A 26051-nucleotide genomic window follows, 5' to 3' on the forward strand; every position below is an offset into this window, starting at 1 on the left:
GCCTAGAAAGAGATTGAATTATGAAGGAAGATTTTTTTAAATATCAGGCACAAACTTCTCCTCACCCCCTATTTATGGAGGTTTCGCACGCACAAGGAAGTTATGTTTATAATACAGATGGCAAAAAGCACTTGGATTTTGTTGCAGGTGTTTCCGCTTGTACTTTGGGGCATTGCCACCCAAAAGTTGTAAACGCAATAAAAGAACAAACTGAAAAATACATGCACGTAATGGTGTATGGCGAGTTTGCACAATCACCTGCAGTGAGTTTTGCAAAGTTATTAGCTGAAAACTTACCTTCACCTTTAGACTGCACCTACTTAGTAAACTCTGGTACCGAAGCTGTAGAAGGCTCATTAAAACTTGCCAAAAGAGTTACCGGAAGAACACAATTAATATCGGCATACAATGCTTACCACGGCAACACGCAAGGCTCTATGAGTGTGATGGGTAATGAGGAAAGAAAACAAGCTTTTAGACCACTATTACCTGATGTTGATTTTATTGAGTTTAATAACGAAGAAGATTTACAAAAAATAACTAAAAGAACGGCAGGCGTACTTTTAGAAACTATACAAGGAAGTGCAGGTTTTGTACCTCCGCAAAACGATTATTTACGAAAAGTAAAAGAACGCTGCGAAGAGGTTGGAGCACTTTTAATACTAGACGAAATTCAACCTGGTTTTGGCAGAACAGGTTCTTTGTTCGGGTTTCAGCAATTTAATGTAGTACCCGATATTTTAGCCATAGGAAAAGGAATGGCTGGCGGAATGCCAGTTGGTGCTTTTGTAGCATCTTACAAACATATGCAACTACTTACCAACGCACCTAAACTAGGACATATTACCACTTTTGGAGGGCATCCTGTAATAGCAGCAGCCAGCTTAGCCACTTTAAAAGAAGTACTTGAAACAGATTTAATGAGCGAAGCGATAAGAAAAGAAAAACTTTTTAGAGACCTTTTAAAACATCCGTTAATAACTGACGTTAGAGGAAAAGGACTTATGCTTGCTATAATGGTAAAAAATCAAGACATTGCCAACCATGTAATTCTGGAGAGCTTTAAAAAAGGACTTATATTATTTTGGCTTATGTTTGAGCCAAAAGCAGTTCGTATAACTCCTCCCCTTACTATTTCTGATGAAGAAATTAGAGAAGGCTGTAATTACATAATAGAAGCATTAAACGCCTATAAGCAATAATTGTTAACTAAATTGTTGATAATATAACCGCTTTTTTGTTGAAAATCGCTTTTCATACATTAACTTTAAGAATATAGAAATCTAAAAAAGCATCGCCTATGCAGTTTAGTTCAAATGATGATTACAATTTACCGTTGACTAAATTCGAATCAATGCTAAAAACAAATAATGTTTTTTTCTTCGACTCGACTGATTTTGAACAAATTACCACTCATTACTTAGATGAAGGAAAAATCTCTAAGGCTAAGAAAGCCATACAATTAGGCCTTGAACAACATCCCTCTTCTTCCGAGTTAAAACTGCTACAGATTGAGATTTTTGTATTTGAAAATAAGTTAGACCTTGCCGAAAAACTTTTAAATCAAGTTCAAGAATTACAACCTGGTAATGAAGAAGTCTACATTCAAAGAGCCAATATTTTAAGTAAAAAGGATAAGCATACAGAAGCTATACATATGCTTAAAAAAGCGTTAGAATTAGATGAAGAAATGTCTGGAGATATTTATTCTATGATTGGTATGGAGTACTTATTTCTTGATAATTATGCAGATGCTAAAGAGTTTTTCATAAAATCTTTAACGGTAGATTATTTAGATTACGCATCTTTATACAATCTAGTATATTGCTTTGAATTTTTAGAAGATTACGATGGCTGTATTTCGTATTTAAACGATTACTTAGAAATAAATCCGTACTGTGAAGTTGCATGGCACCAGCTAGGAAAACAATACTTCAGCAAAAAATTATACAAAGAAGCTGTTTCTGCTTTTGAATTTGCTATTATTTCTGATGACACTTTTATTGGAGCCTATTTAGAAAAAGGTAAAGTTTTAGAAAAGCTTAAAAGGTATAATGAAGCTATTGAAAACTATGAATACACCTTACAACTAGACGATCCTACGTCTTTTGCGTATTTACGTATAGGTAAATGTCATGAGCGTTTAGGAAATAGTGAACTAGCAAAACAGTTTTTCTATAAAACGGTACATGAAGATCCTTTGTTAGATAAAGGTTGGATAGCTATTACTGATTTCTATTACAAAGAAGGAAATTTTAGAAAAGCGCAATACTACATAAACAAAGCTCTAAACATAGACGAAGAGAATGTACTTTACTGGAAAAGAAGTGCAGAAATAAACAAGCAGCTAGGGTTTTTCGAAGAGGCTGATATCGCCTACCAAAAAACTGTAGAATTAGGAAACTACGAGTTAGAAACATGGATTTCGTGGGCAGATATCCTAACACATTTAGGTGAGTATGATACTGCTGTTATAACGCTTTTACAAGGTTTAGAATTTTACCCAGACCATAGTAAGCTAGAATACCGTTTAGCTGCACTTTATTATTTATCTAACGATGATATTAAAGGACAATACCATTTGGTTAATGCTTTAAAACATAATTACGATGCCTACGAAGATGCATCGAGGTTATTCCCTGCTATCTATGACAGACCAAGTGTTAAGAATTTTATAACAAATTTTAAAAAGGCGTCCTGAAAAAAAATCCTATTTTTGCTTGAATGACTCATAACGTTTATCATGCAAAGATCTTTTTTAGGCTATCTGGTAGTTACTCTTAAGGGTATTGCCATGGGTGCAGCAGATATAGTTCCTGGTGTTTCAGGAGGTACTATCGCTTTCATTTCAGGTATATATGAAGAGCTTATTACTTCTATAAACAACATTAACCTTAGTTTGCTAAAAACCTTACAGAAAGAAGGTATAGCTGCTGCTTGGAAACAAGCTAACGGAAACTTTTTAGTAGCCCTTCTTGCAGGTATAGCTATTAGCGTTATAAGCCTTTCTAAAGGCATCAGTTGGTTGTTAGAAAATCAACCCATCCTTTTGTGGTCATTCTTTTTTGGCTTGGTACTAGCCAGTATTTATTTTGTAGCTAAGCAAATTACTAAATGGTCTGTTGTTATTGTATTAGCTTTATTAGCCTTTGCTGCCATTGCATATTACATAACTTCTTTACCTCCACTTAGCAATACAGATAGTACACTGTTCTTATTTTTTGCTGGTTCTCTAGCTATTTGCGCTATGATACTACCTGGTATTTCAGGAGCTTTTATACTGGTTTTACTAGGTGCTTATAAGACAATTTTAGATGCCGTTGATAACCGTGATTTTAAAATTATTGCTGTGGTTGGTTTAGGCGCTATTTTTGGCCTGCTTACCTTTTCTAGACTTTTGAAATGGCTTTTTAATCATCAACGAAATTTAATCTTAGCTATTTTAACTGGTTTTATTTTAGGATCATTAAACAAAATATGGCCTTGGAAACAAGTTTTAGAAACTACCATCATTCATAACAAAGAGGTTATTTTAAAAGAGCAAAATATTTTACCTATGGCATACGAGGGCAATCCACAATTACTATGGGCTATAGTGCTAATGTGTATAGGATTTTTTACAATCATACTTCTTGAAAAATTAGCAAACACCCCTAATAAAGAGTAAATGTATTACAAAGAGCGTACATTCAGAGACAAGTTTTTTCTAGTTGTAAAAGGACTTGCCATGGGTGCTGCTAATAAAGTACCTGGGGTTTCTGGAGGTATTGTTGCCTTTGTTGCTGGCTTTTATGAAGAGTTTATTTATTCTTTACAAAAAGTAAATGGTAAGGCATTTAAACTACTTATTAACGGTAGGTTTAAAAGCTTATACAAATACATTAACGGTGGATTTTTATCGTTACTTATTTTCGGGATGTTAATAAGCTACTTTAGTATTTCAAAACTACTAGACTATTTTATTGCCCAAAAAGAACTGTATGTATGGTCTGCTTTTTTTGGTATGATTGTAGGGTCTATCTACTATATCTCTAAAGGGTTTCATTATTGGAACAGAAAAACCATCACTTCTTTTATCATAGGTTTAGCAGTGGGTATTTCCATCAGTTTTTTGAGCCCCGCTAAAGAAAATGACAATTTACTTTTCGTCTTTTTCTGCGGTATTATAAGTGTTTCTGGCATGACGCTTCCGGGACTCTCAGGATCGTTCATACTTATTCTACTAGGAAATTATGTACTACTACTGGTAGACTCTGTAAATGCACTATATGATACTTTTAAAGAAATTTTTACAGGTGATTTTAGTTTTACAACAAACCCAAAAAGAATACAAACATTAGAAATTTTAGGTGTTTTTACATTTGGCTCTACGGTAGGTTTGGTAACTCTTTCTCACTTACTAAACTATGTACTTAAACACTTTAAACATATTACTACCGCGGTTATCATAGGCTTTATAACAGGATCGTTAGGTGTTGTATGGCCTTGGAAATACACCGTATATAAAAAAGATGAATTAGGTAATATTCTGTATGATTCTAATAACGTAAAGGTTATTCAGAATTACAAACGTTATATACCAGATTTTTCTAACTTAGAAACATGGATAGCCATTATTTTTATTTTAGTGGGCATTGCTATAATTTTAATACTAGATTGGTATGGAAGTAAATCAAAAAAACGATTATAAATATCTTTTCGGACTTGTAGGTAAAAATATCAATTACTCATTTTCTCGAGGTTATTTTAAAACCAAGTTTGAAAATGAACACCTTACAAACTGTTTTTATACAAACTTCGATATACCAAGTATAGAAGAATTTCCTAAATTAATTAAACAACATCCTAATATTAAGGGCTTCAATGTAACCATACCTTACAAAGAAAGCATTATACCATACCTAGACACGTTAGATGATACTGCAAAATCTATTGGCGCGGTAAATACCATAGAGGTAAAAGACAGCAAATTAATAGGTCACAACACCGATTATTATGGCTTTATGAAGTCTTTAGAGCCAAATCTAAATAAGAATCACACAAAAGCTCTTATACTAGGCACAGGTGGCGCCGCTAAAGCTGTAGCATACGTAATGCGACTTTTAAAAATAGATTACAACCTCGTATCTAGAACTTCTAAACCTCATCAATTAACTTATAACAATCTAAACACAGAAATTTTAGATAAGTACCATTTAATTATAAATACTACCCCATTAGGTACATTTCCTGAAATTTCAAACAAACCTGACATCCCTTACAATTTACTAACAGAGAAACATTTATTGTTTGACCTTATTTACAACCCTGAAAAAACAACCTTCTTAACCTTGGGTGAAGAAAAAGGAGCCAGTATTGCAAACGGCTCTAAAATGTTAGTACTTCAAGCTGAAAAGGCGTGGGAAATATGGAAACAGAACCTTAATTTATAAATTTTGTTAAAAAAATAGTAGGTAATTTTTTATTTTTCTTTGTCATATAATTTGTTGTTAGTATCTTTCATGCTCAACAACTGATTACTCATTTATTAAAACATTGCTCAAATGTTAGAAGAAAAAGACGACAACCTGCTTAATGCAGACGGACAAGAACCGATTCGTAACGAGGAATCTACCAACGAATCTACAGAGAAAACTCCTGAAACTAAAGAAGAAGAAACTCAGGAGACTACGTTAGACTCATCATCAGATGATGAAGTTCATAAAGAGATTGACGACTCCAATGCAGAAGATGCAGAAGATGAAGATAATCATCAGAGACACTCAATCCCTATGCCTGATTACCATGCTATGAACATGGCATCTTTGGTTTCAGAACTTGATACCTTATTAAAAAACCATAAAGTTCAGGCTATAAAAGAACACGTTGATCACATTAAAAGTGAGTTTGACCAAAAGTATAGTCAGTTATTAGAAGAGAAAAAAGACGACTTCATCTCTAAAGGAGGTAACGAAATTGATTTTAGTTACCACGTACCCGAAAAAGCAACATTCAATACCCTTTATAACGAGTATAGAGACCGAAGAAACAGTTATTATAAAAATATAGAGCTTACCCTTAAAGGAAACTTAGAAAAGCGCTTAGCCATTATAGAAGAACTTAAAGGACTTATCAACGTAGAAGAAAATATAAATACTACGTACAAGCACTTTAAAGACCTGCAAGACCAATGGAGAAACGCAGGGCCTATACCAAGAGCTAATTATACCGACGTTTGGAGAAACTATCATTTCCATACTGAAATGTTTTACGATTTTCTAGATCTGAACAGAGATCTTAGAGATTTAGACTTTAAACATAATCTTGAAGAAAAACTAAAATTAATTGAAAAGGCTGAAGAGCTTGCTCAAGAGCAAGACATTAATAAAGCCTTTAGAGAACTTCAGATACTTCACAAGGTTTGGAAGGAAGATATTGGACCTGTAGAAAGAGAACAACGTGAAGAAATTTGGGAACGTTTTAGCAACGCTACCAAAACCATTCACGACAGAAGACAAGATTACTATAAAAACATTGAGAAAGCTTACGAGAAAAATCTTGAAAGAAAACAAGAGATTATTTCTAGTATTGAGAGCCTAGCACAAACTAAGGTAACTTCTCATAATCAATGGCAAAAGCTTATTAAAGAAATTGAGCAATTAAGAGAAGATTTCTTTAGCGCTGGTAAAGTACCTGCTAAGGTTAACGAAGACACTTGGGCAGCTTTTAAAGACGCCGTGAGAACCTTTAACCGAAATAAGAATGCCTTTTACAAAAACCTTAAAAAAGAGCAACAAGATAATTTAAACAAAAAGCTTGAATTAGTTGCCATAGCAGAAGCTAACAAAGATAATGACGACTTTGAAGCGACCACTCCTCTAATGAAGAAGATTCAAGAAGATTGGAAGCACATTGGTCATGTTCCTAGAAAACATTCTGATAAGGTATGGAAAGACTTTAAAGCCGCATGCAATCATTACTTTAATAAATTACACTCGGAAAGAAATGCTGCTCAAAAAGTAGAGTTTGAAGCCCTAGATAAGAAAAAAGCATTCTTAGATGATTTAAAAGATTATCAATTATCTGGTGACAACGAGAAAGATTTAGCAGATATTAAAAAATACATTTCTGACTGGAAAGCCATAGGAAAGGTTCCGTTTAACAAGCGAAACATAGAAAGTAAGTTTAATAAGATTATTGATGCCTTGTTTAAGAAACTAGACATGGATAAACAACAAGCTGAACTTATTAAGTATGGTAACAGATTAGACCACCTAGCTAATGAAGAAAATAGTGAACGCCAATTACAGAGCGAACACATTTTTATTAGAAGAAAAATTGACGAGGTAAAAGCAGAAATACGTCAGTTAGAAAACAATATGCAATTCTTTACCAATGTAGATGAAAGCAACCCTCTAGTGAGAGAAGTTATCAAAAACATAGACAAGCATAAGGAGTCTTTAGAACTTTGGAAAGAGAAGCTTAAACGCATTAATTCACTAGCTGAGGATGATGATTCTGAAGAAGAATAAGAAATATATACACCAATAAAAAAACCGACCTAATGGTCGGTTTTTTTATTTACAGAAAGTAATTAATTACTTTTTGTCTTTTTTCTTGTCTTTCTCTGGAGCATTTAACTTAGAAGATAACTCCATTGAAATCGCAGATCTTTCAAATTTAATCTTACCTGAAAGTGTTTCTATAACACAAGAATCATCCGATAATTGAATAATTTTTCCGTGCATACCACTTTTAGTAATTACTTTATCCCCAGCTTTAAGAGCCTCTGCGAATTTTTTTTCCTGTTTTTGCCTTTTAAATTGAGGAATGATCATAAAAAAGACCATTACCACCAACATGGCAAGTAATAAATATCCTTGCATTATATGTGATTATTTTTATCTCTCAGTTGTAGTTTCTGTAACAGAAGGAACCTCTACAAAAGCTCTAATAGATACACGCTCTGTACCAGACTCTGTATTTGCAGTAATAGTAATAGTTTTAGTTACTTGCCCTTTACCACTACCGTTATAAGTTACCTTAATTTCTCCTTCTTTACCTGGTTGAATTGGCTCAGTTGGTTTTTCTGGCACTGTACAACCACAAGAACTTTTTACTTTAGAAACAATTAAAGGCACATCTCCTGTATTTGTAAATTTAAAAGTATGTTCTTGCTTTTGACCTCTTTCAATTTTTCCGAAATCAAAAGTTTTTTCTTCAAATTTCATTTCAGCAAACTTATCTGCGTTTGCGTCTCTTACTGCAGCAGCTTCCACATTTTCAGCTTTCACTTTATCTACAGCCTTACCTTCACATGAAGTAAAACCTATTGCTAAAGCCATAGAGCAAACTAATAAAATACTTTTTTTCATATGTAATATATTTAATTTGAGGTTAAATGTACTAATTATAAATTAGAGAAGTCCCCTCCCTACTTTATTTAATTTTTCAGTTTTTTCAAAATCTTTGACAATCTTGTCTAAAATTCCATTAATAAAAATACTACTTTTTGGCGTAGAGTACTCTTTCGCTATTTCTAAATACTCATTAATAGACACCTTGATAGGAATAGATGGAAATTTTAAAAACTCACATATTGCCATTTTAAGTAAAACATTATCTAAATCAGCAATCCTATCGGTATCCCAATTAGGTGTTTTACCATTTATATGCTCCTGCAACATTTCATCGTTTAACATAGTCTTCTTTAAAAGATCTACTCCAAACTTTTTATCATCTTCGTCTTTAAAGAGTTTTGGTAAAAAATGCTCTTCAGGATAATTGTTGTTCTTTAATTTTCTTAAGAACTTCAAGAACATAGTATTTACAGCAGGTAAATCATCAATCCAAGTAAGTTTATAATCTTCTATATAATCATAAAGCTTTTCGTTTGGTGCAATAATCTCTTTATAAATATCTACAATAAACTCTTTATCTTCTTTAAATGAAGATAATTTCTCTTTCATATAATCTTTATAAAGCTCACTGTTTTCTATTTCATCAAGCAGTATTTTCACATACTCTTCATCTAAATACCAGTTATTTAGTTTTCTATCCTCAATTTCTGTTTTCAACAACTCGTTATTTACCAACATGGTAAGCACTTCGTTATTAATAAATTTTCGGTTTGGATTTTTGTCTTCAGCGGTAGCTAAATACTTTTTCTGTGAAGCATCTAAACGAGAAGCCGCTAACTCATGAATTTCTATAAGCAAGTTTAACAACGTAAGGTACAAGTTATACGTATTGTCCATGCTTGTCAAAAGAAACTTCTCTTCTTTTTCTAAATTAACAGTTTTAGATTGTGACAATGCGTACAAAGACTGCATTACCTTAACTCTGATGTGTCTTCTTGTTAACATATAAGTAAGAACTTAAAAAATTTAAAAGATGAAAGAAATTTTCTTTCGCCGCAAAAATAATACATATTTTAAATTACGACGTAAAATTGCCATTAATTTCTACTATAGTTATAGATTAATATAACTTTATAGTTAGGGAACATTTTATTACTTTATCTTTGCTACACCAAAAAAATACCACAGCTGAATTTTTTAAGTGCATGAAAGAATTAAAATACCTCAATAAATACTTCTTTAAATATAAATATAAATTATTAATTGGATTACTCATTACTATTGTTGCCAGAGTTTTCAATTTGGTAATGCCTCCTTATGTTAGAAAAACCCTTGATGCTGTTCAACAAAGTATAGAAAACGGAGACCCAATTTCAAGTATTAAGAGTACACTTATTACCTATATAGCTATTATTATTGGCTCTGCTATTATGTATGCGCTATTTACATTTTTAATGAGACAAACCATTATAAATGTATCTAGATATATAGAATTTGACCTTAAAAACGATGTTTTTAAACAGTACGAAAACCTATCTCTTAACTTCTACAAAAAAAATAGAACTGGAGATTTAATGAACCGTATTAGTGAAGATGTTGGTAAAGTAAGAATGTATGCCGGCCCGGCTATTATGTATAGTATACAAACCTTCACCTTATTTGTATGTATTATACCGCTAATGATATCCTCTTCCCCAACCTTAACACTATATACCGTAATACCTTTACCAATATTATCGGTACTTATATATTACATTAGTAAAACCATACACAAAAGAACTACTAAAGTACAAGAATTTTTATCGGAGCTATCTACCTTTTCGCAAGAAACTTTTTCAGGGGTAAGTGTTATTAAGGCGTACGGTATAGAGTCTAGAATTAACGACGAACTAGAAGACTTAGCCCACAAAGGAAAAGATAAAAGCATGAACTTAGCAAAAGTACAAGCATGGTTTTTTCCGTTAATGTTATTATTAATTGGTATGAGTACCATTATAGTTATTTATGTTGGAGGATCTTTATACATAGATGGCGAAATTGAAAGTGTTGGGGTTATAGCAGAGTTTGTTATGTACGTATTAATGCTAACCTGGCCAGTAGCAACAGTGGGTTGGGTAAGTTCAATTATTCAGCAAGCCGAAGCTTCACAAAAAAGAATTAATGAATTTTTAAACGAAGTACCCTCTATACAAAACAATACTTTAGAAGAAACTCCAGTAAATGGTACTATTACCTTCAAAAATGTTTCTTTTATATATGAAGACACCAATATACAAGCTTTAAACAATGTTTCTTTTGAAGTAAAAAAAGGAGAAACCTTAGCCATAATTGGTAAAACAGGATCTGGGAAATCTACCATTTTAGATTTAATTGGCAGGATGTATGACGTTACTGCAGGAGAAATATTAATAGACAACACCCCTATTCAGCAATTAAATCTAACTAGCTTAAGAAGTGCTATAGGATCGGTACCACAAGATGCGTTTTTATTCTCAGACAGTATTAAGAATAATATACTTTTTGGTAATAGCAATGCTACAGATGCAGCGGTAATACAAGCAGCTAAAAAAGCATCTGTACATAAAAACATTGAGAAGTTTGCTAACAAGTATGATACTGTTTTAGGCGAACGCGGTGTAACCCTAAGTGGAGGGCAAAAACAACGTGTTTCTATAGCAAGAGCGCTTATTAAAAATGCTAAGTTTTATTTGTTTGATGACTGTCTATCAGCCGTAGATACAGAAACAGAAGAAAAGATTTTAAATAACCTATTAGAAATGGCTGAAGACACTACAACTATCATTGTAAGCCATAGAATATCATCGGCTAAAAATGCAGATAAAATTTTAATCATAGACGATGGAAAGGTTGTTCAACAAGGTACTCATAATCAACTTATAAAAACAGAAGGATACTACAAGGAACTCTATATAAATCAACTTCACGAAAAAGAAAGTCATTAATTTCTTGCGATATTATGATTTTTTTCACATTTTTGAACAAAATACTATACAACTAAACAAGTTAGAGGGAATTATGAATGATAAAGACTTACTAGAGAAAGATGAGATTTTCTCAAAGGTACTTAGAGCCGGTAGAAGAACATACTTCTTTGATGTTAGAGCTACAAAAGCCGGAGATTACTATTTAACGATTACTGAAAGTAAAAAGTTCACTCATGACGATGGATCTTTCCATTACAAGAAACACAAAATTTACCTTTACAAAGAAGACTTTACAGCTTTTAAAGAAATCTTGTGTGAGATGACCGACTTTGTGATTGATGAAAAGGGAGCAGAAGTTATTTCCGAACGTCACCAAAAAGATTTCAAAAAAGAATCTTTCTTTGAGACAGAAGAAACTTCTAACGGTACTGAAAAGTTTACAGATATAAGCTTTGAAGATATTTAAATAGTATTTTTCTTAACAATTGAGAATTACTCGTAAAGAGAAATTTAGTTTTAATTACGTAATATAAAAGCCGCTGAAGAGCGGCTTTTATTTTTATCAGGATATAAACAATCCGTTTTCTATTTTTGACTCTGGAGAAATTATAGTAACCTCATTCCCCTCTCCTACGGCTCCTAACAGTAAACATTGACTCATAAAGTTGGCAATTTGTTTCTCAGGAAAGTTAATTACTGCAACAACTTGTTTCCCTATTAGTGCTTCCTTAGAATACTTATCTGTTATTTGAGCAGAAGTTTTTCTTTCTCCTATCTCCTCTCCAAAATTTATCCATAACTGGTAGGCTGGTTTTCTGGCTTCAGGAAAATCTTGAACTTTCATAATAGTCCCTACAGCCATCTTTACTTTTGAAAATTCTTCCCAGGTTAAATTATTTATCATGCATTGCTAATTTATCTATCATTTCTCTAGAGATACTTTCGTAAGCTCCGTACGCATCTACTAAGATACCCTTTTCTCCAGATATAGTTTCAATAGCATATAAAATAGAACTGTCATCAGGGTTAGTATACCCCTCAAATCTATGTACTTCAACTACATTAAATGTATCTGTTTTAAACAGCTGTTTTTTAGATTTATTTTCAATTCCATTTTCAAGAATGTTAAAATCTTCCTCGTACCCTCTTTTTTTTAGGTCTTCTACTCCTTCTGATAGTGTGTCGTATACTACTTTCATAATACATTTTTTTTTAATTTTTTCTACTTCAGTTTTTCCTTTTTTCAGAACTCTTAACTTACAATTTTAGTAACCAAGGTATTCTTCTTAATTTTGCATTATTAAGGTACTTACAATACATGTAAACGTGTCTTAATTAAATCATATTTACTCTTAACACAATTATAAATTATGGCTAGAACCCCAAGTAACATGTTAGCATTAGGTACATTGGCACCTCATTTTACATTACCAGACACTGTATCAGGAAACACCTATAACCTAAATGAGTTATGCGGTAAAAATGCTACTGTTATCATGTTTACATGCAATCACTGCCCGTTTGTAAAACATGTAAACGAGGAGCTTGTTTCATTAGCTAAAGATTATCAGCCTAAGGGAATTGAATTTGTAGCAATATCTAGTAACGATGTAGAAAATTACCCCGATGACTCCCCTGAGTTAATGAAAGAAACAGCTATTACCGAAGGATACACATTTCCCTACCTATACGACGAATCACAAGAAGTAGCGAAAGCATATGATGCTGCTTGTACACCAGATTTTTACATTTTTGATAAAAACAAAGCATTGGTTTACAGAGGTCAATTAGACGATTCAAGACCAGGTAACGGAATTACGGTAACTGGAACTGATATAAGAACTGCTCTAAACGCCATTTTAGAGGATAAAAATGTTCCTGAAAGACAAAAACCGAGTATTGGTTGTAATATTAAGTGGAAACTTTAACTAAATTTTACGGTAATTCATCATTCTTACTCTATATAATCTACTAACTTTGTAGACTAATAAAAAATAAAAAATTATGGCTACAATAAGATTAGGTGATACAGCACCAAATTTCACTACACAATCAACAGAAGGTGAAATCAATTTCTATGATTATTTAGGAGACGGATGGGGTGTGTTATTTTCGCATCCATCAGACTATACTCCTGTTTGTACAACTGAATTAGGCGCTGTAGCAAAATATAAAGATGAATTTGAAAAACGTAATGTAAAAGTATTAGCACTTAGTGTTGATGGCTTAGAATCTCATAAAGGATGGGTAAGTGATATTAACGAGACTCAAAACATTACAGTTAACTTTCCTATTATTGCAGATGAAGACAAAAAAGTATCTGAACTATATGATATGATACACCCAAACGCAGACGCTACACTTACCGTAAGATCTGTATACATTATAGGACCTGATAAAAAGATAAAATTAATTATTACCTACCCTGCCTCTACCGGTAGAAACTTTGAAGAATTGCTACGTGTAATTGACTCATTACAACTAACAGCGTACCACAAAGTAGCTACACCTGCTAACTGGAAACATGGTGAGGAAGTAGTTATTAGCCCATCAGTTTCTAATGAAGATGCTAAAAACATTTTTACTAAAGGATACAAAGAAGTAAAACCATATTTAAGATTAACTCCACAACCAAATCTGGATTAATTTTAAAAATAACGTCAAAATATAAAAAGCCTACACATGTAGGCTTTTTTGTTACCCATAATGTACTTATATTTACGCTGTTATCAATCAAATAACAGTGCTTATGAAAAAGAAATCTACATTAAGTTTAATAGGTATTATTCTATTGGTTATTATTGCCGCCGCCGGTAGAACTTACATGAAGTATCACCGACAAGAATTACGAAATAGACAGCAGCAGATGTATATAAATCCGCAGGAAATTATAAATGCAGAGCAAGAGGCTAAAAATAAGGCTGCCCTAGAGAAAGAACAACAAAGAATAGACTCTACCCACCAAGCCTTTAAAGAAGAAATTGAAAAAAAGAAAGCACAGCTAAGAGCCACTGTAGAACAATTAGAAAAGGAAAAACAAGAAGCTGAGTAATAGTAAAACTATATAATTACATAGTTAGTTAACATAAAAAAAGAGCCTCTAATAAACTTAGAGGCTCTTTCTATATATACAAATAATTTTTACTTAACATTTACCAACTCTACATCAAAAATAAGAGTAGCATTAGGAGGTATTACTCCACCAGCACCTCTACTTCCGTATGCCAAATGAGAAGGTATTACAAAACGAGCTTTATCACCCACCTGTAAAAGTGCTATTCCTTCATCCCATCCACTAATTACTTGTCCTACTCCCAAAGTAAAGTCAATAGGTTGATTTCTTTTAAACGAAGAGTCAAAAACTCCACCATCTTCAAACATACCCTTATAGTGTACAGAAACAGTTTTACCTTTTTCAGCTTTTACACCATTTCCTTTTTGAATAATCTTGTAACGTAAACCACTATCCGTTTTATCAAAACCGGCAGCTAATTTTTCTAAAGCCTCTTCAGCTTTTTGTTTAGCCTCAGCAACTCTTCTTTCACGCTCACCTTCAAAAGTTCTAAACGCTTCAATAGCGTTCCACTTCTCTGCCTCTTCTCCTACTCTAACTATTTCTAGAGTTTCAATTTTATCTCCTTGTGCAATAGCATCTACCACATCTTGTCCTTCTTGTACAAAACCAAAAACGGTATGCTTACCATCTAACCAATCAGTTTTTACATGTGTAATAAAAAACTGAGAACCATTTGTTCCAGGTCCCGCATTAGCCATAGAAAGTACTCCAGGTCCTGAGTGTTTTAAATCAGGATGAAATTCATCATCAAACTGATACCCTGGCCCACCTACTCCAGTACCTTTTGGGCATCCTCCTTGAATCATAAAGTCACTAATCACTCTGTGAAAAGCAAGACCATCATAATAAGGTTGTCCTTGAGATTTTACTTCATTTTCAAGATTCCCTTCTGCTAAACCAACAAAGTTTCCAACAGTTCCAGGAGTTTTATCGTACGTAAGTTTTACTAAAATTGTTCCTTTAGTAGTATTAAATTTTGCGTAAATACCGTTTTCCATTTTTCCTTTTTTAAATGAGCAGCAAAGATAAAAAATGTTTAGTGCTTACCTAACATATCTAACTGCTTTTGTTTCATATCATTTTTTATTCTAAAACAACACTCAAAAGAATTTGAGAACCTCCCCTTTTTAAAATGAAATGATTAACTTCGTAACCTCTTTTATTGGACATTTAAATTATAACATATGAGTAAGTACGATGTTATCGTTTTAGGAAGTGGACCGGGTGGATATGTAACTGCCATTCGCGCTTCCCAATTAGGTTTTAAAACTGCAGTTATTGAAAAAGAAAACTTAGGTGGAGTTTGCCTTAACTGGGGTTGTATACCTACAAAAGCACTTTTAAAGAGTGCTCAAGTTTTTGAATATTTAAAACATGCTTCTGACTACGGTTTAACTGTAGGTGAATTTGACAAAGATTTTGAAGCTGTTGTAAAAAGAAGTAGAGGCGTTGCAGAAGGAATGAGCAAAGGAGTTCAGTTCCTAATGAAAAAAAATAAGATTGACGTTATTGACGGGTTTGGTAAACTTTTACCAGGTAAAAAAGTTCAAGTAACGGCTAAAGATGGTAGCACAACAGATTACAGTGCAGACCACATTATTGTTGCTACAGGTGCTCGCTCTAGAGAATTACCTAATTTACCACAAGATGGTAAAAAGGTAATTGGATACCGTGAAGCTATGACATTACCAGAACAACCTAAGAAAATGATTGTTGTTGGTAGTGGTGCTATTGGTATTGAGTTTGCATATTTCTACAACTCTATGGGAACTGAAGTTACCGTAGTTGAATATCTTCCAAATATTGTTCCTGTTGAAGATGAAGATGTTTCTAAGCAATTAGAAAGAAGCTTTAAGAAAATGGGAGTTAAAGTTATGACTTCTGCAGAAGTTACTAAAGTAGATACTTCTGGTGAAGGAGTTAAAGCTACAGTTAAAACTGCTAAAGGTGAAGAAACTTTAGAAGCTGACGTAATTCTTTCTGCTGTTGGTATTAAAACTAACATTGAAGGTATTGGATTGGAAGAAGTAGGAATTGCTACCGATAGAGATAAAATTTTAGTAAACGATTACTACCAAACAAATATTCCAGGATATTACGCTATTGGAGATGTAGTACCAGGACAAGCATTAGCACACGTTGCTTCTGCTGAAGGTATCTTATGTGTTGAAAAAATTAAAGGTATGCATGTTGAGCCATTAGATTATGGTAATATACCAGGTTGTACCTATTGTACTCCAGAAATTGCTTCTGTTGGATATACAGAGAAAAAAGCAATTGAAGCAGGATACGATATTAAAGTTGGTAAATTTCCATTCACAGCTTCAGGAAAAGCGAAAGCCGGAGGTAATTCTGATGGTTTTGTAAAAGTTATTTTTGATGCTAAGTATGGCGAATGGTTAGGATGCCACATGATTGGTGCTGGTGTTACAGATATGATTGCTGAAGCAGTAGTAGCTAGAAAATTAGAAACTACAGGTCATGAAGTATTAAAAGCAGTTCACCCTCACCCAACAATGAGTGAAGCAGTTATGGAAGCTGTTGCTGCTGCTTATGATGAAGTAATACACATCTAGTATTAGATTTATAATATCACAAAAAAATCCCTTTCTGCTTAGAAAGGGATTTTTTATTTATACTATTTAAAGCTTTAAATACTATAGAAAGTTATGCCCTATAGAAAGCTGAAAAACGCCATTTTTACCACCTACATTTGTTACATCGGTAAAACCAAAGTTATACCTTGCTTGTGCATAAAAGCTAAGCAACTTTAACTCTAAGCCTACAGCTCCACTTAAATCAAATTCTTTCAAATCATCAGAGTCAAAATTATCATTAATTACATATCCAAATTGAGGCCCCGCCATAAAGCTTAAATTCTTTTTTACCATATAAATTTTAGCCAACACAGGTACATTAAGATAGTCTATTTTAAAATCTATATCCTCTAATTCTGCTCCTTGCGTAGAATAAATAACCTCTGGCTGAATAGAAAAACTATCTTTCCAACCTAATTCTGCAGTAACCCCAATATGGTAACCAGTTTTATTATCAAGATCATCTGCCCAATCTCCTGTTAAAGATGCAAAGTTTACACCCGCTTTAAGGCCCAAGTGCTTTTGCTGAGCATTTGCCGTAATACCCACTAACAGTAATAATACAATAAGTGTCTTTTTCATAAAATTTTATTTAGTTATAGTTATATAAATGATTGCAAAGCTAACTCATATCCTTTCAATCCAAACCCAACTACTATTCCTGCTGCATTAGGAGATATATAAGAGTGATGTCTAAACGCTTCTCTACTAAAAGTATTAGATATATGCACCTCTATAACCGGCGTTGTAATAGCCTTTATAGCATCATACAAAGCTATTGAGGTATGCGAATAAGCACCAGCATTAAATACTACTCCATCATACTCAAAACCTACCTCATGAAGTTTATCTAACAACGCTCCCTCTGAGTTACTTTGATAATAAGATAACGACAGACTAGGAAACTTATTTTTTAAGGTTAGAAAGTACGCTTCAAAAGATTCCGATCCATAAACCTCTGGTTCCCTTTTTCCTAACAAATTTAAGTTAGGACCATTTAAAATAAGTATTTGCTTCATAGAGTAAATATACTAAAATCAATTACATAAAAAACCCGAAACAAATGTTTCGGGTTTAAAACAAAGTATACTTTTAAGTAAACTTCCAGAAGCAAGTCTACTTTGTATTGATCTGCTATCTAATAATTAGAAACTGAATTCTACTCCTGCATTAACGGTATTCCATGAAGCTCCATCTTCTGCAACACCAACATAAGAAACATTAACACCAATTAAATCAGAAATTTGATATCCTACTTTTGGCTTGTAGTAAAAACCACCATCTAAACCATCAGTAATAGCAATACCATACCCTAAATCTGCTCCTACATAAAAAGCATCAGTGAATAAATATCTTGCAGAGGCAGCAACAGGAATGTACTGTACATCGTCTGCTTCAGCTGTAACTGTGTAACCAGCTACACTAACAGTTTGGTCATCACCAAAACCATTAATAAAACCAGTAGCACCCCCTAAGTAGAAAGAATCTCCTAGTTCTGCTAAGTAAGCAACATCAAGTCCTACACTGAATGAAGCGTAATCTGAAGCATCTCCTACAGGTAAACCAACATTTGCTCCAACTTTAAATCCTTCCTGCGCATTAGAGAAAGAAACAAAACCTAAAACTGCAATAGCAGCTAAAATTAATTTTTTCATATTCTTATTTATTGAATTATTACAGACCAAATGTATGTTATTAAACATTTAAAGAATGTTTAATAAATGTTAAACAACACCTAATAAAACTTACATTTCTGTTATTCAAAAACTTACAAATGTTATTTTTAAAAACTCTAAATAACCAGAAATAAACTACAATAAATAAATAACTAACCATTCACCTCTGAAACGTAACTACTATAACCACCTCAAAATCAATCATCAAGTAATTTATAAGCAATAAAAAAGGCTCTTAGTAAAATACTAAGAGCCTTTTTTATTAATTTATTAAACCTTATCTCTTCAAAGCAAAGTGACTATTAAATTCTCTTACTTCACCTGTCGATGGTTCTGTATACACTACTTTAAACCAGTAATCACTAGATGGCATTTGGTTACCGTTAAAAGTACCATTCCACCCATCACTAGTAGCGTTCATTTGTTTTACCATTTTACCATATCTATCAAAAATGAATACCTGAGCATTTTCTTGGCTTTCTAAACCTATTACTCTCCAAGTGTCATTTACACCATCTCCGTTTGGTGTAAAGTACTTCATATAGTCTATTACACTCACTTCTAATGTTAAGCTACCACAACCATTCAATTCTGTTATAGTAACATTATGAACACCTGGCTCCACATCATTGAAAGTACCATTATACTGTATGGTTCCATTATCTAATTGATACCCGTATTCAGATACACCAGCTCCGTTAGCAGTTACCTGTACAGTATTTTGTCCATCAAATATTTCAGACTGTACTACGGTTGGTGTTACTGCCGGTAAAGAAGCCTCTTCATAATACACATGGTTACTTTCGTAAGCACATTGGTTGATAGTAGTGGTATTAGTAATTGTTACGTAATACTCACCAGCCTCTGTTATCTCAATAGTAGGAGTAGTTTCACCTGTATTCCATTCGTAAGTATACTCAGCTCCTAAATCAGTTCCTATCACAGGATTATTAGTAGCATCGGTACAAATAACACCATCTGCATTATCTAAAGTAACCTCTGGCACTGGTTCTACTATCAATTCTATTACTATAGGGTCTCCATTTGTACACCCTGTATTTGCATTGGTTACTACTGCATATAAGGTAGCTGTTCCGCTAGTATATGGATTTAACTCATCTACAGGAATAGCATTCTCTTGATTTTCTGCATCTGCTAAGCTTGTGTAGATAGCTACAGGATACGTATCAGGGTCTTGGCTACCTCTAATGGTTTCAATTACCTCTTCTAAGTTAAATACCTCAACTCCATCATTGTTGTAATATCCATCTGCTCCTAGACTTTCACAATATACTATTGGGTCTGGCGTAAATGCCAATGGCGCTTGTTCAATATCAATTAAGAAACCTACAACACTATAACATCCAGTATCGGTATTTTCAACTCTTGCATAAATTTGCTCAGTACCATTTATAGTAATGGTAGAATTTACATACTCCTCCTCGTCATCTATAGCATTAGCCTCTGTCTCATAATAAGTAATTTCTAACCCTGTAGCATCACCACCATCTAATACAAAGCTATCCATATCTGTTAACAGAATGGTTTCTACATCATCATTATCTACCTCACAAAGGAAATACGTAGGCTCCTCTGTTACCTCTGGTAATGAATTCACATTAATATCAATAGTTACAATAGTTAAACAACCCGTATCATCATTGGTTACGGCAACATAAATAGTTTGCGCAAACTGAACCGTATTATAATACGCCTCAGGGTTTGGTATTGCATTGGTACCATCAAAAGCATCCTGATATGTTTCATAGTAGGTTGCAGTTACCCCTAACTCACCATTTAATAATTCTTCCTCGTTTAAGGTTAAATCAAACTCTGCTTGCCCGTTGGTGCTATCTCCATCAGAATCATCATCACAAACCTCCAATTCAGGATTAACTTCTTGTGGTGATGGGTTATTTAATACTCTCAACGTTAACGTAGTTAAGCTATAACAACCTGTATTAGCATCCTCTACTCTCACATGTAAGGTATACGGACTTACAGTATTCTCATAAGCTGTATCATCTGCAATAGCATTTACACCTACCTCTGCATCGGCTTCTGTCTCATAATAAGTTACTACGTAACCATTAACGCCACCTGTAATCTCATCATTCTTTACAGTTAGATCAAATACAGTAATACCATCTCCTGGTTGACCAAAATCATCACATAAAGCTAAGTCGTAATCATAACTAGGATTTATAACCGGATTTGGATGTACTAATAAATCAAACGCTCTAATAGTAGCACAACCAGTTGTATTATCTTCTAAACGAACATAAATAGTTTGCTGAAAAGCCACTTGATTTACATAATAACTTGTAGATATAGCATTAACTCCATCTACTGCTTCTATCTCAGTCTCATAATAGCTAATAGTAAAATCTGCCGTGCTTTGAGAACCGTATACATTTGCATTTTGCTCAGTTAAATCAAACTCAGCTCTACCATCTACTAATTGATCGTCACAAAGTTCTAAATCCGGTAAATCAAAAGGTACAACCGGTGTAGGGTTCACTATTAACTCTAAAGGATCTACATCATAGCAACCCGTTAAATCATTCTCTACACGTATGTAAATGGTTTGAGCATCAGGTACAATATTTTCAAACGGACTTGTAAATACGTTTACATCATTCTCTGCATCTGTTTCTGTTACGTGAAAAGTTACAGTATAATTATTACCATCAGCAGGCACTACATCTAAAGCTGTCTGCTCTAAATAAAACTCACCAAAACCATCATTATCATCATCACAAAAAGTTAATGTAGTTGGTGTATTCATTACAGGCACATCAACATTAATTAACTCAAAAGATGTTGTATTAAAACATCCTGTACCAGGATTATCTAAACGCACATAAATAGTTTGTGTATCTACAGAACTTACATAAGTATTTGGCAGCGCATTAGTTTGAGCCTCCATATCTGCCTCTGTACCATAATATGCTATACTAACTCCTGTTTGTCCATTTAAAATCTCATCAGTCTTATTATTTAAATAATAAGTCACAACACCAGTACCATCATAATCACAACCATAGTATGGTGTTGGCGCAATAGCCTGTGGTAATGAAACTACATCTATGGTAAAAGAACCTACATTATAACAACCAGAAGCTCCACTTTCTAATCTTACATAAATATCTTGCGAATCAATATTTGTATTTGTAAATGCTTCCGGTGTTGAAATTTGATTGGCAGGAAAACCATTTAATGCATCTGTAAAACTAGTATAATACGTTAGAACCATACCTGTTTGCCCATTTAAAATCTCATCTTCCATGGTAGTTAAATCAAACTCCTCATAACCATCATTTGGAGTTATTTCATCACATAAAGCAATTGTACTTAAGTTTGAAGGTACCACTGGCATAGGGTGAAAATTAACTTCGATATGATTAGTTACCACATCTCCCGTACAATCGGTCTTCTCAATAGTGTATGCACCTGATTGATTTGAAGGAACTGTATAGTTTGCATTTGTAGCACCTGGTATAGCAACACTTCCTGTACCATTTAAATCATCATAAAACCACTGGAAAGAAACCACATTTGCAGTAGAAGAAGTAAGTTCTACAACATCGCCCTCACAAGGGTCAGTTTCACCGGTTAAATCATCTTCTAACATAGAACAGTTAGTACTACCAGAAGAGGTACCTGTACCCAAATTGGTTTGTGTTAACGTAATACTACCAGCACTTCCGTTATAATTAGTAATTAATAGCACATAAATCTCACCAGCTTGAGCACCTGTAATGGAGAAGGTTTCAATAGGAGCTGTTGAATAACTACAGTCTACTTGGGTACCTGAGTTTAAGTTAGCAGGTCCACAAATATCAGAAGCATCAGGGAAAGGCCCCCAACAGATAAAATCAACATCGATACCATTACCAGCAGTGTTCACCTGAGATATTTCAAAATCAAGATCACCTGAATCGGCAACTTCTAGATAGTACCAAGCCGGATTAGGTTGAGTCAATAAACAATCGTAGTTAATACCAGACTCTGCTGTACTACCATTACTTACATTATCAAATGCAAGTCCTCCAGTACATTCTGCACAAAATGGCTCAATAGCAGCACATGTAGAACCTCCTTGAGCTTGCAGTTTAATTGTAAATAATATTAAAAAGGATAATAAATATAAATATTTCATAAAAAGTTAAAAAACGGGGGGTTATTTAATCAACAAAACTAAAATAAGTCCAAGAGTATGTTTTTTCACATCCTTCAGAACTTACTACCAAACGCCATTTGAAACATTTTGTTCCCATAGCTCTATGACTTAACTCTTGCGAACCGGTAGCTTCTTTCAAAACAATTCGAAAACCATCTTTAAATTCAGTTCCCTGTATTTCATTCATACAATCTTTAATAGGAATAACTTCAATTTTAACATCTGATGCTTCCCAATTTAACTTAGTAAAATCCCATTTAAAGGTAGCCGTTAAGTCTCTAGTCGTCATAAAGTCATCACGTTTAGTTACTTCTAAATTGTAATCAAACGTACATCCGTCATTACTTTTTTGAGAAAAACCCTGAATGCAAAAAAACAAAACAGGTAAAAACAATAAAATTTTCTTCATTTGTTAAGGAGTCTAAAGATTTAAAAAATCAAAGTGTATTTTGCTATTTTATCGTGTTGAAAAAACTTCAATTTAGCCTTTATAAATTTTCATTTACAAAAAATAATCTTACATCTATTAAGTTATTATCAAATCCTAGTATAAAAACGTAAAAACAAAGTTATTTTTATTAACTAATTGTAGCTTTTAAGGCCGAAATTTAACAAAATTTAAGTAAACATATCAATATTCTAATTTTTTTAAGAATATTTAACTGTCCTATATTTAGTACATATTAACTATCTTTGCACCTTTATTTAAGTTTGAATTCATGAAAATTGATAAAGCAATAGAGCAACAGTTTGAAGAGTATGGAGATGACCACATTGGGTCTTCTTCTGAAACACCTTTAAGAAAAGATGCTTTTGATCTTTCTGACGACACCAAAATGGAACGTATAGAAAGTAATGTATACGAGATTTTAGAAACCCTTGGTATGGACCTTACCGATGATAGTTTGAAAGGTACCCCAAGAAGAGTTGCTAAAATGTTTGTAAAAGAAATTTTTGGCGGATTGCATCCTGACAGAAAACCAAACGCTTCTACTTTTGATAACAAATATAAGTATGGTGAAATGCTAGTGGAAAAGAATATTGTACTGTATTCTACTTGCGAGCACCACCTATTACCTATTGTAGGTAGAGCACATGTAGGGTATATCTCCAAAGGTAAAGTTGTAGGTCTTTCTAAAATGAATCGTATTGTAGATTATTACGCAAAAAGACCACAGGTACAAGAACGTTTAACCATGCAGATTGTAAAAGAGATGCAAGAAATTCTTGGTACTGAAGATGTAGCCTGCGTAATTGACGCAAAACACCTTTGTGTGAACTCAAGAGGTATTAGAGATATTGATAGTAGTACCGTAACTGCCGAATTTGGCGGACAGTTTAAAAACGAACAAACTAGAAAGGAATTTTTAAATTACATTAATTTAAAAACGGAATTGTAAATCTTTTTTAAGAGTAATACAGTTCTTAACAACATCAATAATAAAACAATGCAAGCTTACAAAGAGCAGGAAATTCAATTATACAATTCTATTTCAGGAACTAAGGAAACATTTACACCCATTCACGAAGGTTATGTAGGTATGTATGTCTGCGGCCCTACCGTATATAGTAATGTACACTTAGGAAACGTAAGAACTTTTATGTCTTTTGATTTAATTTTTAGATACCTAAAACATTTAGGTTACAAAGTTAGATACGTAAGAAACATAACAGACGCTGGACATTTAGAAAATGATGCTGATGAAGGAGAAGATAGAATTGCAAAAAAAGCAAGGTTAGAACAAATTGAACCTATGGAAGTTGTACAACGTTATACTGTTGACTTTCACAACATCCTAGACAAATTCAATTTTTTACCACCAAGTATTGAGCCTACTGCTACCGGACATATTATTGAGCAAATTGAAATAATCAAGAAAATTCTTGAACAAGGCTATGCTTATGAAATTAATGGTTCGGTTTATTTTGATGTAAATAAGTTTAATAAAGATCATCAATACGGTAAGCTAAGCAAAAGAAATATTGAGGATATGATTCACAACACCCGTGAACTTGACGGGCAAAGTGACAAACGTAATCCTCAAGATTTTGCACTATGGAAAAAAGCCGAGCCACAACATATAATGAGATGGCCATCTCCTTGGAGTGACGGTTTCCCTGGGTGGCACTTGGAATGTACTGCCATGAGCACCAAATATCTTGGTGAACGTTTTGATATTCATGGAGGTGGTATGGACCTTAAATTCCCTCACCATGAATGTGAAATTGCACAAGCCGAAGCTTGCAATCATCAATCTCCTGTAAACTATTGGATGCATGCCAATATGCTTACCTTAAACGGTAAAAAAATGGCTAAATCTACAGGTAATAATATTTTACCTAACGAGTTATTTACAGGCGATAATAGCAACCTAAGTAAAGCTTATTCTGCCAATGTAGTACGCTTTTTTATATTGCAAGCACACTATAGAAGTATACTAGACTTTAGTGATGATGCTCTTTTAGCAGCAGAAAAAGGATATAACAGGTTAATGGAAAGCATGAAGCTTTTAGAAAAACTTCCTGTAGCTAATAAATCATCTGTAGATGTAGCTAAATGGAAACAAAGCTGTTATGATGCTATGAATGACGATTTTAATTCGCCAATCTTAATTGCAAATCTTTTTGAGGCTATTAAGTTTATCAATCTGATTAATGATGGCAAAGAAACCATTACAGCAGAAGATTTAACTACACTAAATGAAACTATAGAAGCATTTGCATTTAATGTATTAGGCTTAACTAAAGGAGATGAATCTAAAGAAGGTTCTGCCTCTAACCAAAAAGCATTAAATGGCTCTGTGGAATTACTTATTAAATTAAGAGCTGAAGCAAGAGCTAATAAAAACTGGGCACTTTCAGATCAAATTAGAGATGAACTGTTGGCAGCCGGTATTCAGTTAAAAGACAGTAAAGAAGGTACAACCTTCACTATAAATTCTTAAAATTTAAGGAGCTATGCATTTTTTTAAAAAAATAAGTATAGCTCCCTTTATTCTTATAATTAAATTTTACAAAAGTTTTATTTCTCCTTTTACCCCAGCCACCTGTCGTTACACACCTACTTGCTCTACCTACGCCTTACAAGCTCTAAATAAACATGGGCTTATAAAAGGTAGTTGGTTGGCTTTAAAACGTATTATTAGTTGCAATCCTTGGGGAGGTAGCGGACATGATCCGGTTCCTTAATTAATTTTCAAGTATTCGTAACTTTAGATTAATTGATAATACATAT

General features: G+C 33.4%; 26 protein-coding genes. 15 read left to right on the forward strand and 11 right to left on the reverse strand.

The window, feature by feature from the left end; genetic code table 11:
* The first annotated feature begins 20 nt into the window (after positions 1–20).
* The 6 genes from Y10_RS11435 to Y10_RS11460 all read left to right on the forward strand — a co-directional run bounded on the left by Y10_RS11435 (position 21) and on the right by Y10_RS11460 (position 7511).
* Positions 21–1202 carry an aspartate aminotransferase family protein gene (locus Y10_RS11435; protein ID WP_281765520.1) on the forward strand — a complete coding sequence of 394 codons (1182 nt, stop codon included), beginning with the start codon at positions 21–23 and terminating at the stop codon, positions 1200–1202.
* 98 nt (positions 1203–1300) lie between these two features.
* Complete coding sequence (locus Y10_RS11440; RefSeq protein WP_281765521.1) at positions 1301–2701, forward strand: tetratricopeptide repeat protein; 1401 nt, start codon at positions 1301–1303, stop codon at positions 2699–2701.
* Positions 2702–2743: 42 nt separating this feature from the next.
* Positions 2744–3667 carry a polyprenyl-phosphate transporter gene (locus Y10_RS11445; RefSeq protein ID WP_281765522.1) on the forward strand — a complete coding sequence of 308 codons (924 nt, stop codon included), beginning with the start codon at positions 2744–2746 and terminating at the stop codon, positions 3665–3667.
* Positions 3668–4690: a DUF368 domain-containing protein gene (locus Y10_RS11450; protein ID WP_281765523.1), complete on the forward strand. Its 1023-nt coding sequence runs from the start codon at positions 3668–3670 to the stop codon at positions 4688–4690.
* The gene (locus Y10_RS11455) at positions 4662–5432 is read left to right on the forward strand and encodes a shikimate dehydrogenase family protein (protein WP_281765524.1); all 771 of its coding nucleotides are present in this window, start codon (positions 4662–4664) and stop codon (positions 5430–5432) included. Before Y10_RS11450 ends, Y10_RS11455 begins: the two co-directional genes overlap by 29 nt.
* Positions 5433–5543: 111 nt before the next feature.
* A complete protein-coding gene (locus Y10_RS11460; protein ID WP_281765525.1) occupies positions 5544–7511 on the forward strand; it encodes a DUF349 domain-containing protein in 1968 nt (655 codons plus the stop codon).
* 66 nt (positions 7512–7577) lie between these two features.
* On the opposite strand, the gene yajC is transcribed toward Y10_RS11460, so the two are convergent.
* From yajC to nusB, 3 genes are read right to left on the reverse strand one after another with little or no spacing between them, the layout of a single operon-like run.
* Positions 7578–7865, reverse strand: a complete 288-nt coding sequence (gene yajC / locus Y10_RS11465; protein ID WP_281765526.1) for a preprotein translocase subunit YajC — start codon at positions 7863–7865, stop codon at positions 7578–7580.
* A gap of 15 nt (positions 7866–7880) precedes the next feature.
* Positions 7881–8354 (reverse strand): DUF1573 domain-containing protein, encoded by a 474-nt coding sequence (locus Y10_RS11470; protein WP_281765527.1) that lies wholly within the window; start codon positions 8352–8354, stop codon positions 7881–7883.
* A 42-nt stretch (positions 8355–8396) separates the two neighbouring features.
* Positions 8397–9344 (reverse strand): transcription antitermination factor NusB, encoded by a 948-nt coding sequence (gene nusB, locus Y10_RS11475; RefSeq protein WP_281765528.1) that lies wholly within the window; start codon positions 9342–9344, stop codon positions 8397–8399.
* A 200-nt stretch (positions 9345–9544) separates the two neighbouring features.
* Between nusB and Y10_RS11480 the strand changes: the two genes are divergently transcribed.
* Together Y10_RS11480 and Y10_RS11485 are read left to right on the forward strand one after the other, a co-directional pair.
* Positions 9545–11302, forward strand: coding sequence for an ABC transporter ATP-binding protein (locus Y10_RS11480; RefSeq protein WP_281765529.1), 1758 nt, complete (start codon positions 9545–9547; stop codon positions 11300–11302).
* Between the two features lie 73 nt (positions 11303–11375).
* Positions 11376–11750, forward strand: coding sequence for a PUR family DNA/RNA-binding protein (locus Y10_RS11485; protein ID WP_281765530.1), 375 nt, complete (start codon positions 11376–11378; stop codon positions 11748–11750).
* 96 nt (positions 11751–11846) lie between these two features.
* Here the strand turns inward: Y10_RS11485 and Y10_RS11490 are convergent, their stop codons facing one another.
* Positions 11847–12188, reverse strand: a complete 342-nt coding sequence (locus Y10_RS11490) for a tRNA-binding protein (protein WP_281765531.1) — start codon at positions 12186–12188, stop codon at positions 11847–11849.
* Complete coding sequence (locus Y10_RS11495) at positions 12178–12483, reverse strand: phosphoribosylpyrophosphate synthetase (protein WP_281765532.1); 306 nt, start codon at positions 12481–12483, stop codon at positions 12178–12180. Before Y10_RS11495 ends, Y10_RS11490 begins: the two co-directional genes overlap by 11 nt.
* A 171-nt stretch (positions 12484–12654) precedes the next feature.
* Between Y10_RS11495 and Y10_RS11500 the strand changes: the two genes are divergently transcribed.
* The 3 genes from Y10_RS11500 to Y10_RS11510 all read left to right on the forward strand — a co-directional run bounded on the left by Y10_RS11500 (position 12655) and on the right by Y10_RS11510 (position 14336).
* Positions 12655–13212, forward strand: a complete 558-nt coding sequence (locus tag Y10_RS11500; protein ID WP_281765533.1) for a thioredoxin family protein — start codon at positions 12655–12657, stop codon at positions 13210–13212.
* A 76-nt stretch (positions 13213–13288) separates the two neighbouring features.
* Positions 13289–13930, forward strand: coding sequence for a peroxiredoxin (locus tag Y10_RS11505; RefSeq protein WP_281765534.1), 642 nt, complete (start codon positions 13289–13291; stop codon positions 13928–13930).
* Between the two features lie 103 nt (positions 13931–14033).
* A complete protein-coding gene (locus Y10_RS11510; RefSeq protein ID WP_281765535.1) occupies positions 14034–14336 on the forward strand; it encodes a hypothetical protein in 303 nt (100 codons plus the stop codon).
* An 89-nt stretch (positions 14337–14425) separates the two neighbouring features.
* Here the strand turns inward: Y10_RS11510 and Y10_RS11515 are convergent, their stop codons facing one another.
* Complete coding sequence (locus tag Y10_RS11515) at positions 14426–15358, reverse strand: peptidylprolyl isomerase (protein WP_281765536.1); 933 nt, start codon at positions 15356–15358, stop codon at positions 14426–14428.
* A gap of 186 nt (positions 15359–15544) precedes the next feature.
* On the opposite strand from Y10_RS11515, the gene lpdA reads away from it, so the two are divergent.
* A complete protein-coding gene (gene lpdA, locus Y10_RS11520; protein ID WP_281765537.1) occupies positions 15545–16936 on the forward strand; it encodes a dihydrolipoyl dehydrogenase in 1392 nt (463 codons plus the stop codon).
* A gap of 81 nt (positions 16937–17017) precedes the next feature.
* On the opposite strand, the gene Y10_RS11525 is transcribed toward lpdA, so the two are convergent.
* The 5 genes from Y10_RS11525 to Y10_RS11545 form a co-directional block, all read right to left on the reverse strand.
* On the reverse strand, positions 17018–17539 hold the full coding sequence (locus Y10_RS11525) for a porin family protein (protein ID WP_281765538.1): 522 nt from the start codon (positions 17537–17539) through the stop codon (positions 17018–17020).
* A 20-nt stretch (positions 17540–17559) separates the two neighbouring features.
* The gene (locus tag Y10_RS11530; RefSeq protein WP_281765539.1) at positions 17560–17976 is read right to left on the reverse strand and encodes a type II 3-dehydroquinate dehydratase; all 417 of its coding nucleotides are present in this window, start codon (positions 17974–17976) and stop codon (positions 17560–17562) included.
* A 126-nt stretch (positions 17977–18102) separates the two neighbouring features.
* Positions 18103–18612 carry an outer membrane beta-barrel protein gene (locus Y10_RS11535; protein ID WP_281765540.1) on the reverse strand — a complete coding sequence of 170 codons (510 nt, stop codon included), beginning with the start codon at positions 18610–18612 and terminating at the stop codon, positions 18103–18105.
* Positions 18613–18910: 298 nt separating this feature from the next.
* Complete coding sequence (locus Y10_RS11540; protein ID WP_281765541.1) at positions 18911–22795, reverse strand: T9SS type B sorting domain-containing protein; 3885 nt, start codon at positions 22793–22795, stop codon at positions 18911–18913.
* A 25-nt stretch (positions 22796–22820) separates the two neighbouring features.
* Positions 22821–23225 (reverse strand): hypothetical protein, encoded by a 405-nt coding sequence (locus Y10_RS11545; RefSeq protein WP_281765542.1) that lies wholly within the window; start codon positions 23223–23225, stop codon positions 22821–22823.
* Positions 23226–23535: 310 nt separating this feature from the next.
* Here Y10_RS11545 and folE point away from each other — a divergent pair, with 310 nt between their 5' ends.
* From folE to yidD, 3 genes are read left to right on the forward strand one after another with little or no spacing between them, the layout of a single operon-like run.
* The gene (gene folE, locus Y10_RS11550) at positions 23536–24216 is read left to right on the forward strand and encodes a GTP cyclohydrolase I FolE (protein WP_281765543.1); all 681 of its coding nucleotides are present in this window, start codon (positions 23536–23538) and stop codon (positions 24214–24216) included.
* A 48-nt stretch (positions 24217–24264) separates the two neighbouring features.
* Complete coding sequence (gene cysS, locus Y10_RS11555; protein WP_281765544.1) at positions 24265–25761, forward strand: cysteine--tRNA ligase; 1497 nt, start codon at positions 24265–24267, stop codon at positions 25759–25761.
* Positions 25762–25774: 13 nt separating this feature from the next.
* Positions 25775–26005, forward strand: a complete 231-nt coding sequence (yidD, locus tag Y10_RS11560; RefSeq protein WP_281765545.1) for a membrane protein insertion efficiency factor YidD — start codon at positions 25775–25777, stop codon at positions 26003–26005.
* The last annotated feature ends 46 nt before the right edge of the window (positions 26006–26051 follow it).

It is taken from the genome of Neptunitalea lumnitzerae (assembly GCF_027924185.1).
Taxonomy (GTDB): Bacteria; Bacteroidota; Bacteroidia; order Flavobacteriales; family Flavobacteriaceae; genus Neptunitalea; species Neptunitalea lumnitzerae.

Coding starts and splice junctions, on each gene's coding strand:
- Y10_RS11435 (WP_281765520.1), top strand. CDS start 21: ATGAAGGAAGATTTTTTTAAATATCAGGCACAAACTTCTCCTCACCCC.
- Y10_RS11440 (WP_281765521.1), top strand. CDS start 1,301: ATGCAGTTTAGTTCAAATGATGATTACAATTTACCGTTGACTAAATTC.
- Y10_RS11445 (WP_281765522.1), top strand. CDS start 2,744: ATGCAAAGATCTTTTTTAGGCTATCTGGTAGTTACTCTTAAGGGTATT.
- Y10_RS11450 (WP_281765523.1), top strand. CDS start 3,668: ATGTATTACAAAGAGCGTACATTCAGAGACAAGTTTTTTCTAGTTGTA.
- Y10_RS11455 (WP_281765524.1), top strand. CDS start 4,662: ATGGAAGTAAATCAAAAAAACGATTATAAATATCTTTTCGGACTTGTA.
- Y10_RS11460 (WP_281765525.1), top strand. CDS start 5,544: ATGTTAGAAGAAAAAGACGACAACCTGCTTAATGCAGACGGACAAGAA.
- yajC (WP_281765526.1), bottom strand. CDS start 7,865: ATGCAAGGATATTTATTACTTGCCATGTTGGTGGTAATGGTCTTTTTT.
- Y10_RS11470 (WP_281765527.1), bottom strand. CDS start 8,354: ATGAAAAAAAGTATTTTATTAGTTTGCTCTATGGCTTTAGCAATAGGT.
- nusB (WP_281765528.1), bottom strand. CDS start 9,344: ATGTTAACAAGAAGACACATCAGAGTTAAGGTAATGCAGTCTTTGTAC.
- Y10_RS11480 (WP_281765529.1), top strand. CDS start 9,545: ATGAAAGAATTAAAATACCTCAATAAATACTTCTTTAAATATAAATAT.
- Y10_RS11485 (WP_281765530.1), top strand. CDS start 11,376: ATGAATGATAAAGACTTACTAGAGAAAGATGAGATTTTCTCAAAGGTA.
- Y10_RS11490 (WP_281765531.1), bottom strand. CDS start 12,188: ATGATAAATAATTTAACCTGGGAAGAATTTTCAAAAGTAAAGATGGCT.
- Y10_RS11495 (WP_281765532.1), bottom strand. CDS start 12,483: ATGAAAGTAGTATACGACACACTATCAGAAGGAGTAGAAGACCTAAAA.
- Y10_RS11500 (WP_281765533.1), top strand. CDS start 12,655: ATGGCTAGAACCCCAAGTAACATGTTAGCATTAGGTACATTGGCACCT.
- Y10_RS11505 (WP_281765534.1), top strand. CDS start 13,289: ATGGCTACAATAAGATTAGGTGATACAGCACCAAATTTCACTACACAA.
- Y10_RS11510 (WP_281765535.1), top strand. CDS start 14,034: ATGAAAAAGAAATCTACATTAAGTTTAATAGGTATTATTCTATTGGTT.
- Y10_RS11515 (WP_281765536.1), bottom strand. CDS start 15,358: ATGGAAAACGGTATTTACGCAAAATTTAATACTACTAAAGGAACAATT.
- lpdA (WP_281765537.1), top strand. CDS start 15,545: ATGAGTAAGTACGATGTTATCGTTTTAGGAAGTGGACCGGGTGGATAT.
- Y10_RS11525 (WP_281765538.1), bottom strand. CDS start 17,539: ATGAAAAAGACACTTATTGTATTATTACTGTTAGTGGGTATTACGGCA.
- Y10_RS11530 (WP_281765539.1), bottom strand. CDS start 17,976: ATGAAGCAAATACTTATTTTAAATGGTCCTAACTTAAATTTGTTAGGA.
- Y10_RS11535 (WP_281765540.1), bottom strand. CDS start 18,612: ATGAAAAAATTAATTTTAGCTGCTATTGCAGTTTTAGGTTTTGTTTCT.
- Y10_RS11540 (WP_281765541.1), bottom strand. CDS start 22,795: ATGAAATATTTATATTTATTATCCTTTTTAATATTATTTACAATTAAA.
- Y10_RS11545 (WP_281765542.1), bottom strand. CDS start 23,225: ATGAAGAAAATTTTATTGTTTTTACCTGTTTTGTTTTTTTGCATTCAG.
- folE (WP_281765543.1), top strand. CDS start 23,536: ATGAAAATTGATAAAGCAATAGAGCAACAGTTTGAAGAGTATGGAGAT.
- cysS (WP_281765544.1), top strand. CDS start 24,265: ATGCAAGCTTACAAAGAGCAGGAAATTCAATTATACAATTCTATTTCA.
- yidD (WP_281765545.1), top strand. CDS start 25,775: ATGCATTTTTTTAAAAAAATAAGTATAGCTCCCTTTATTCTTATAATT.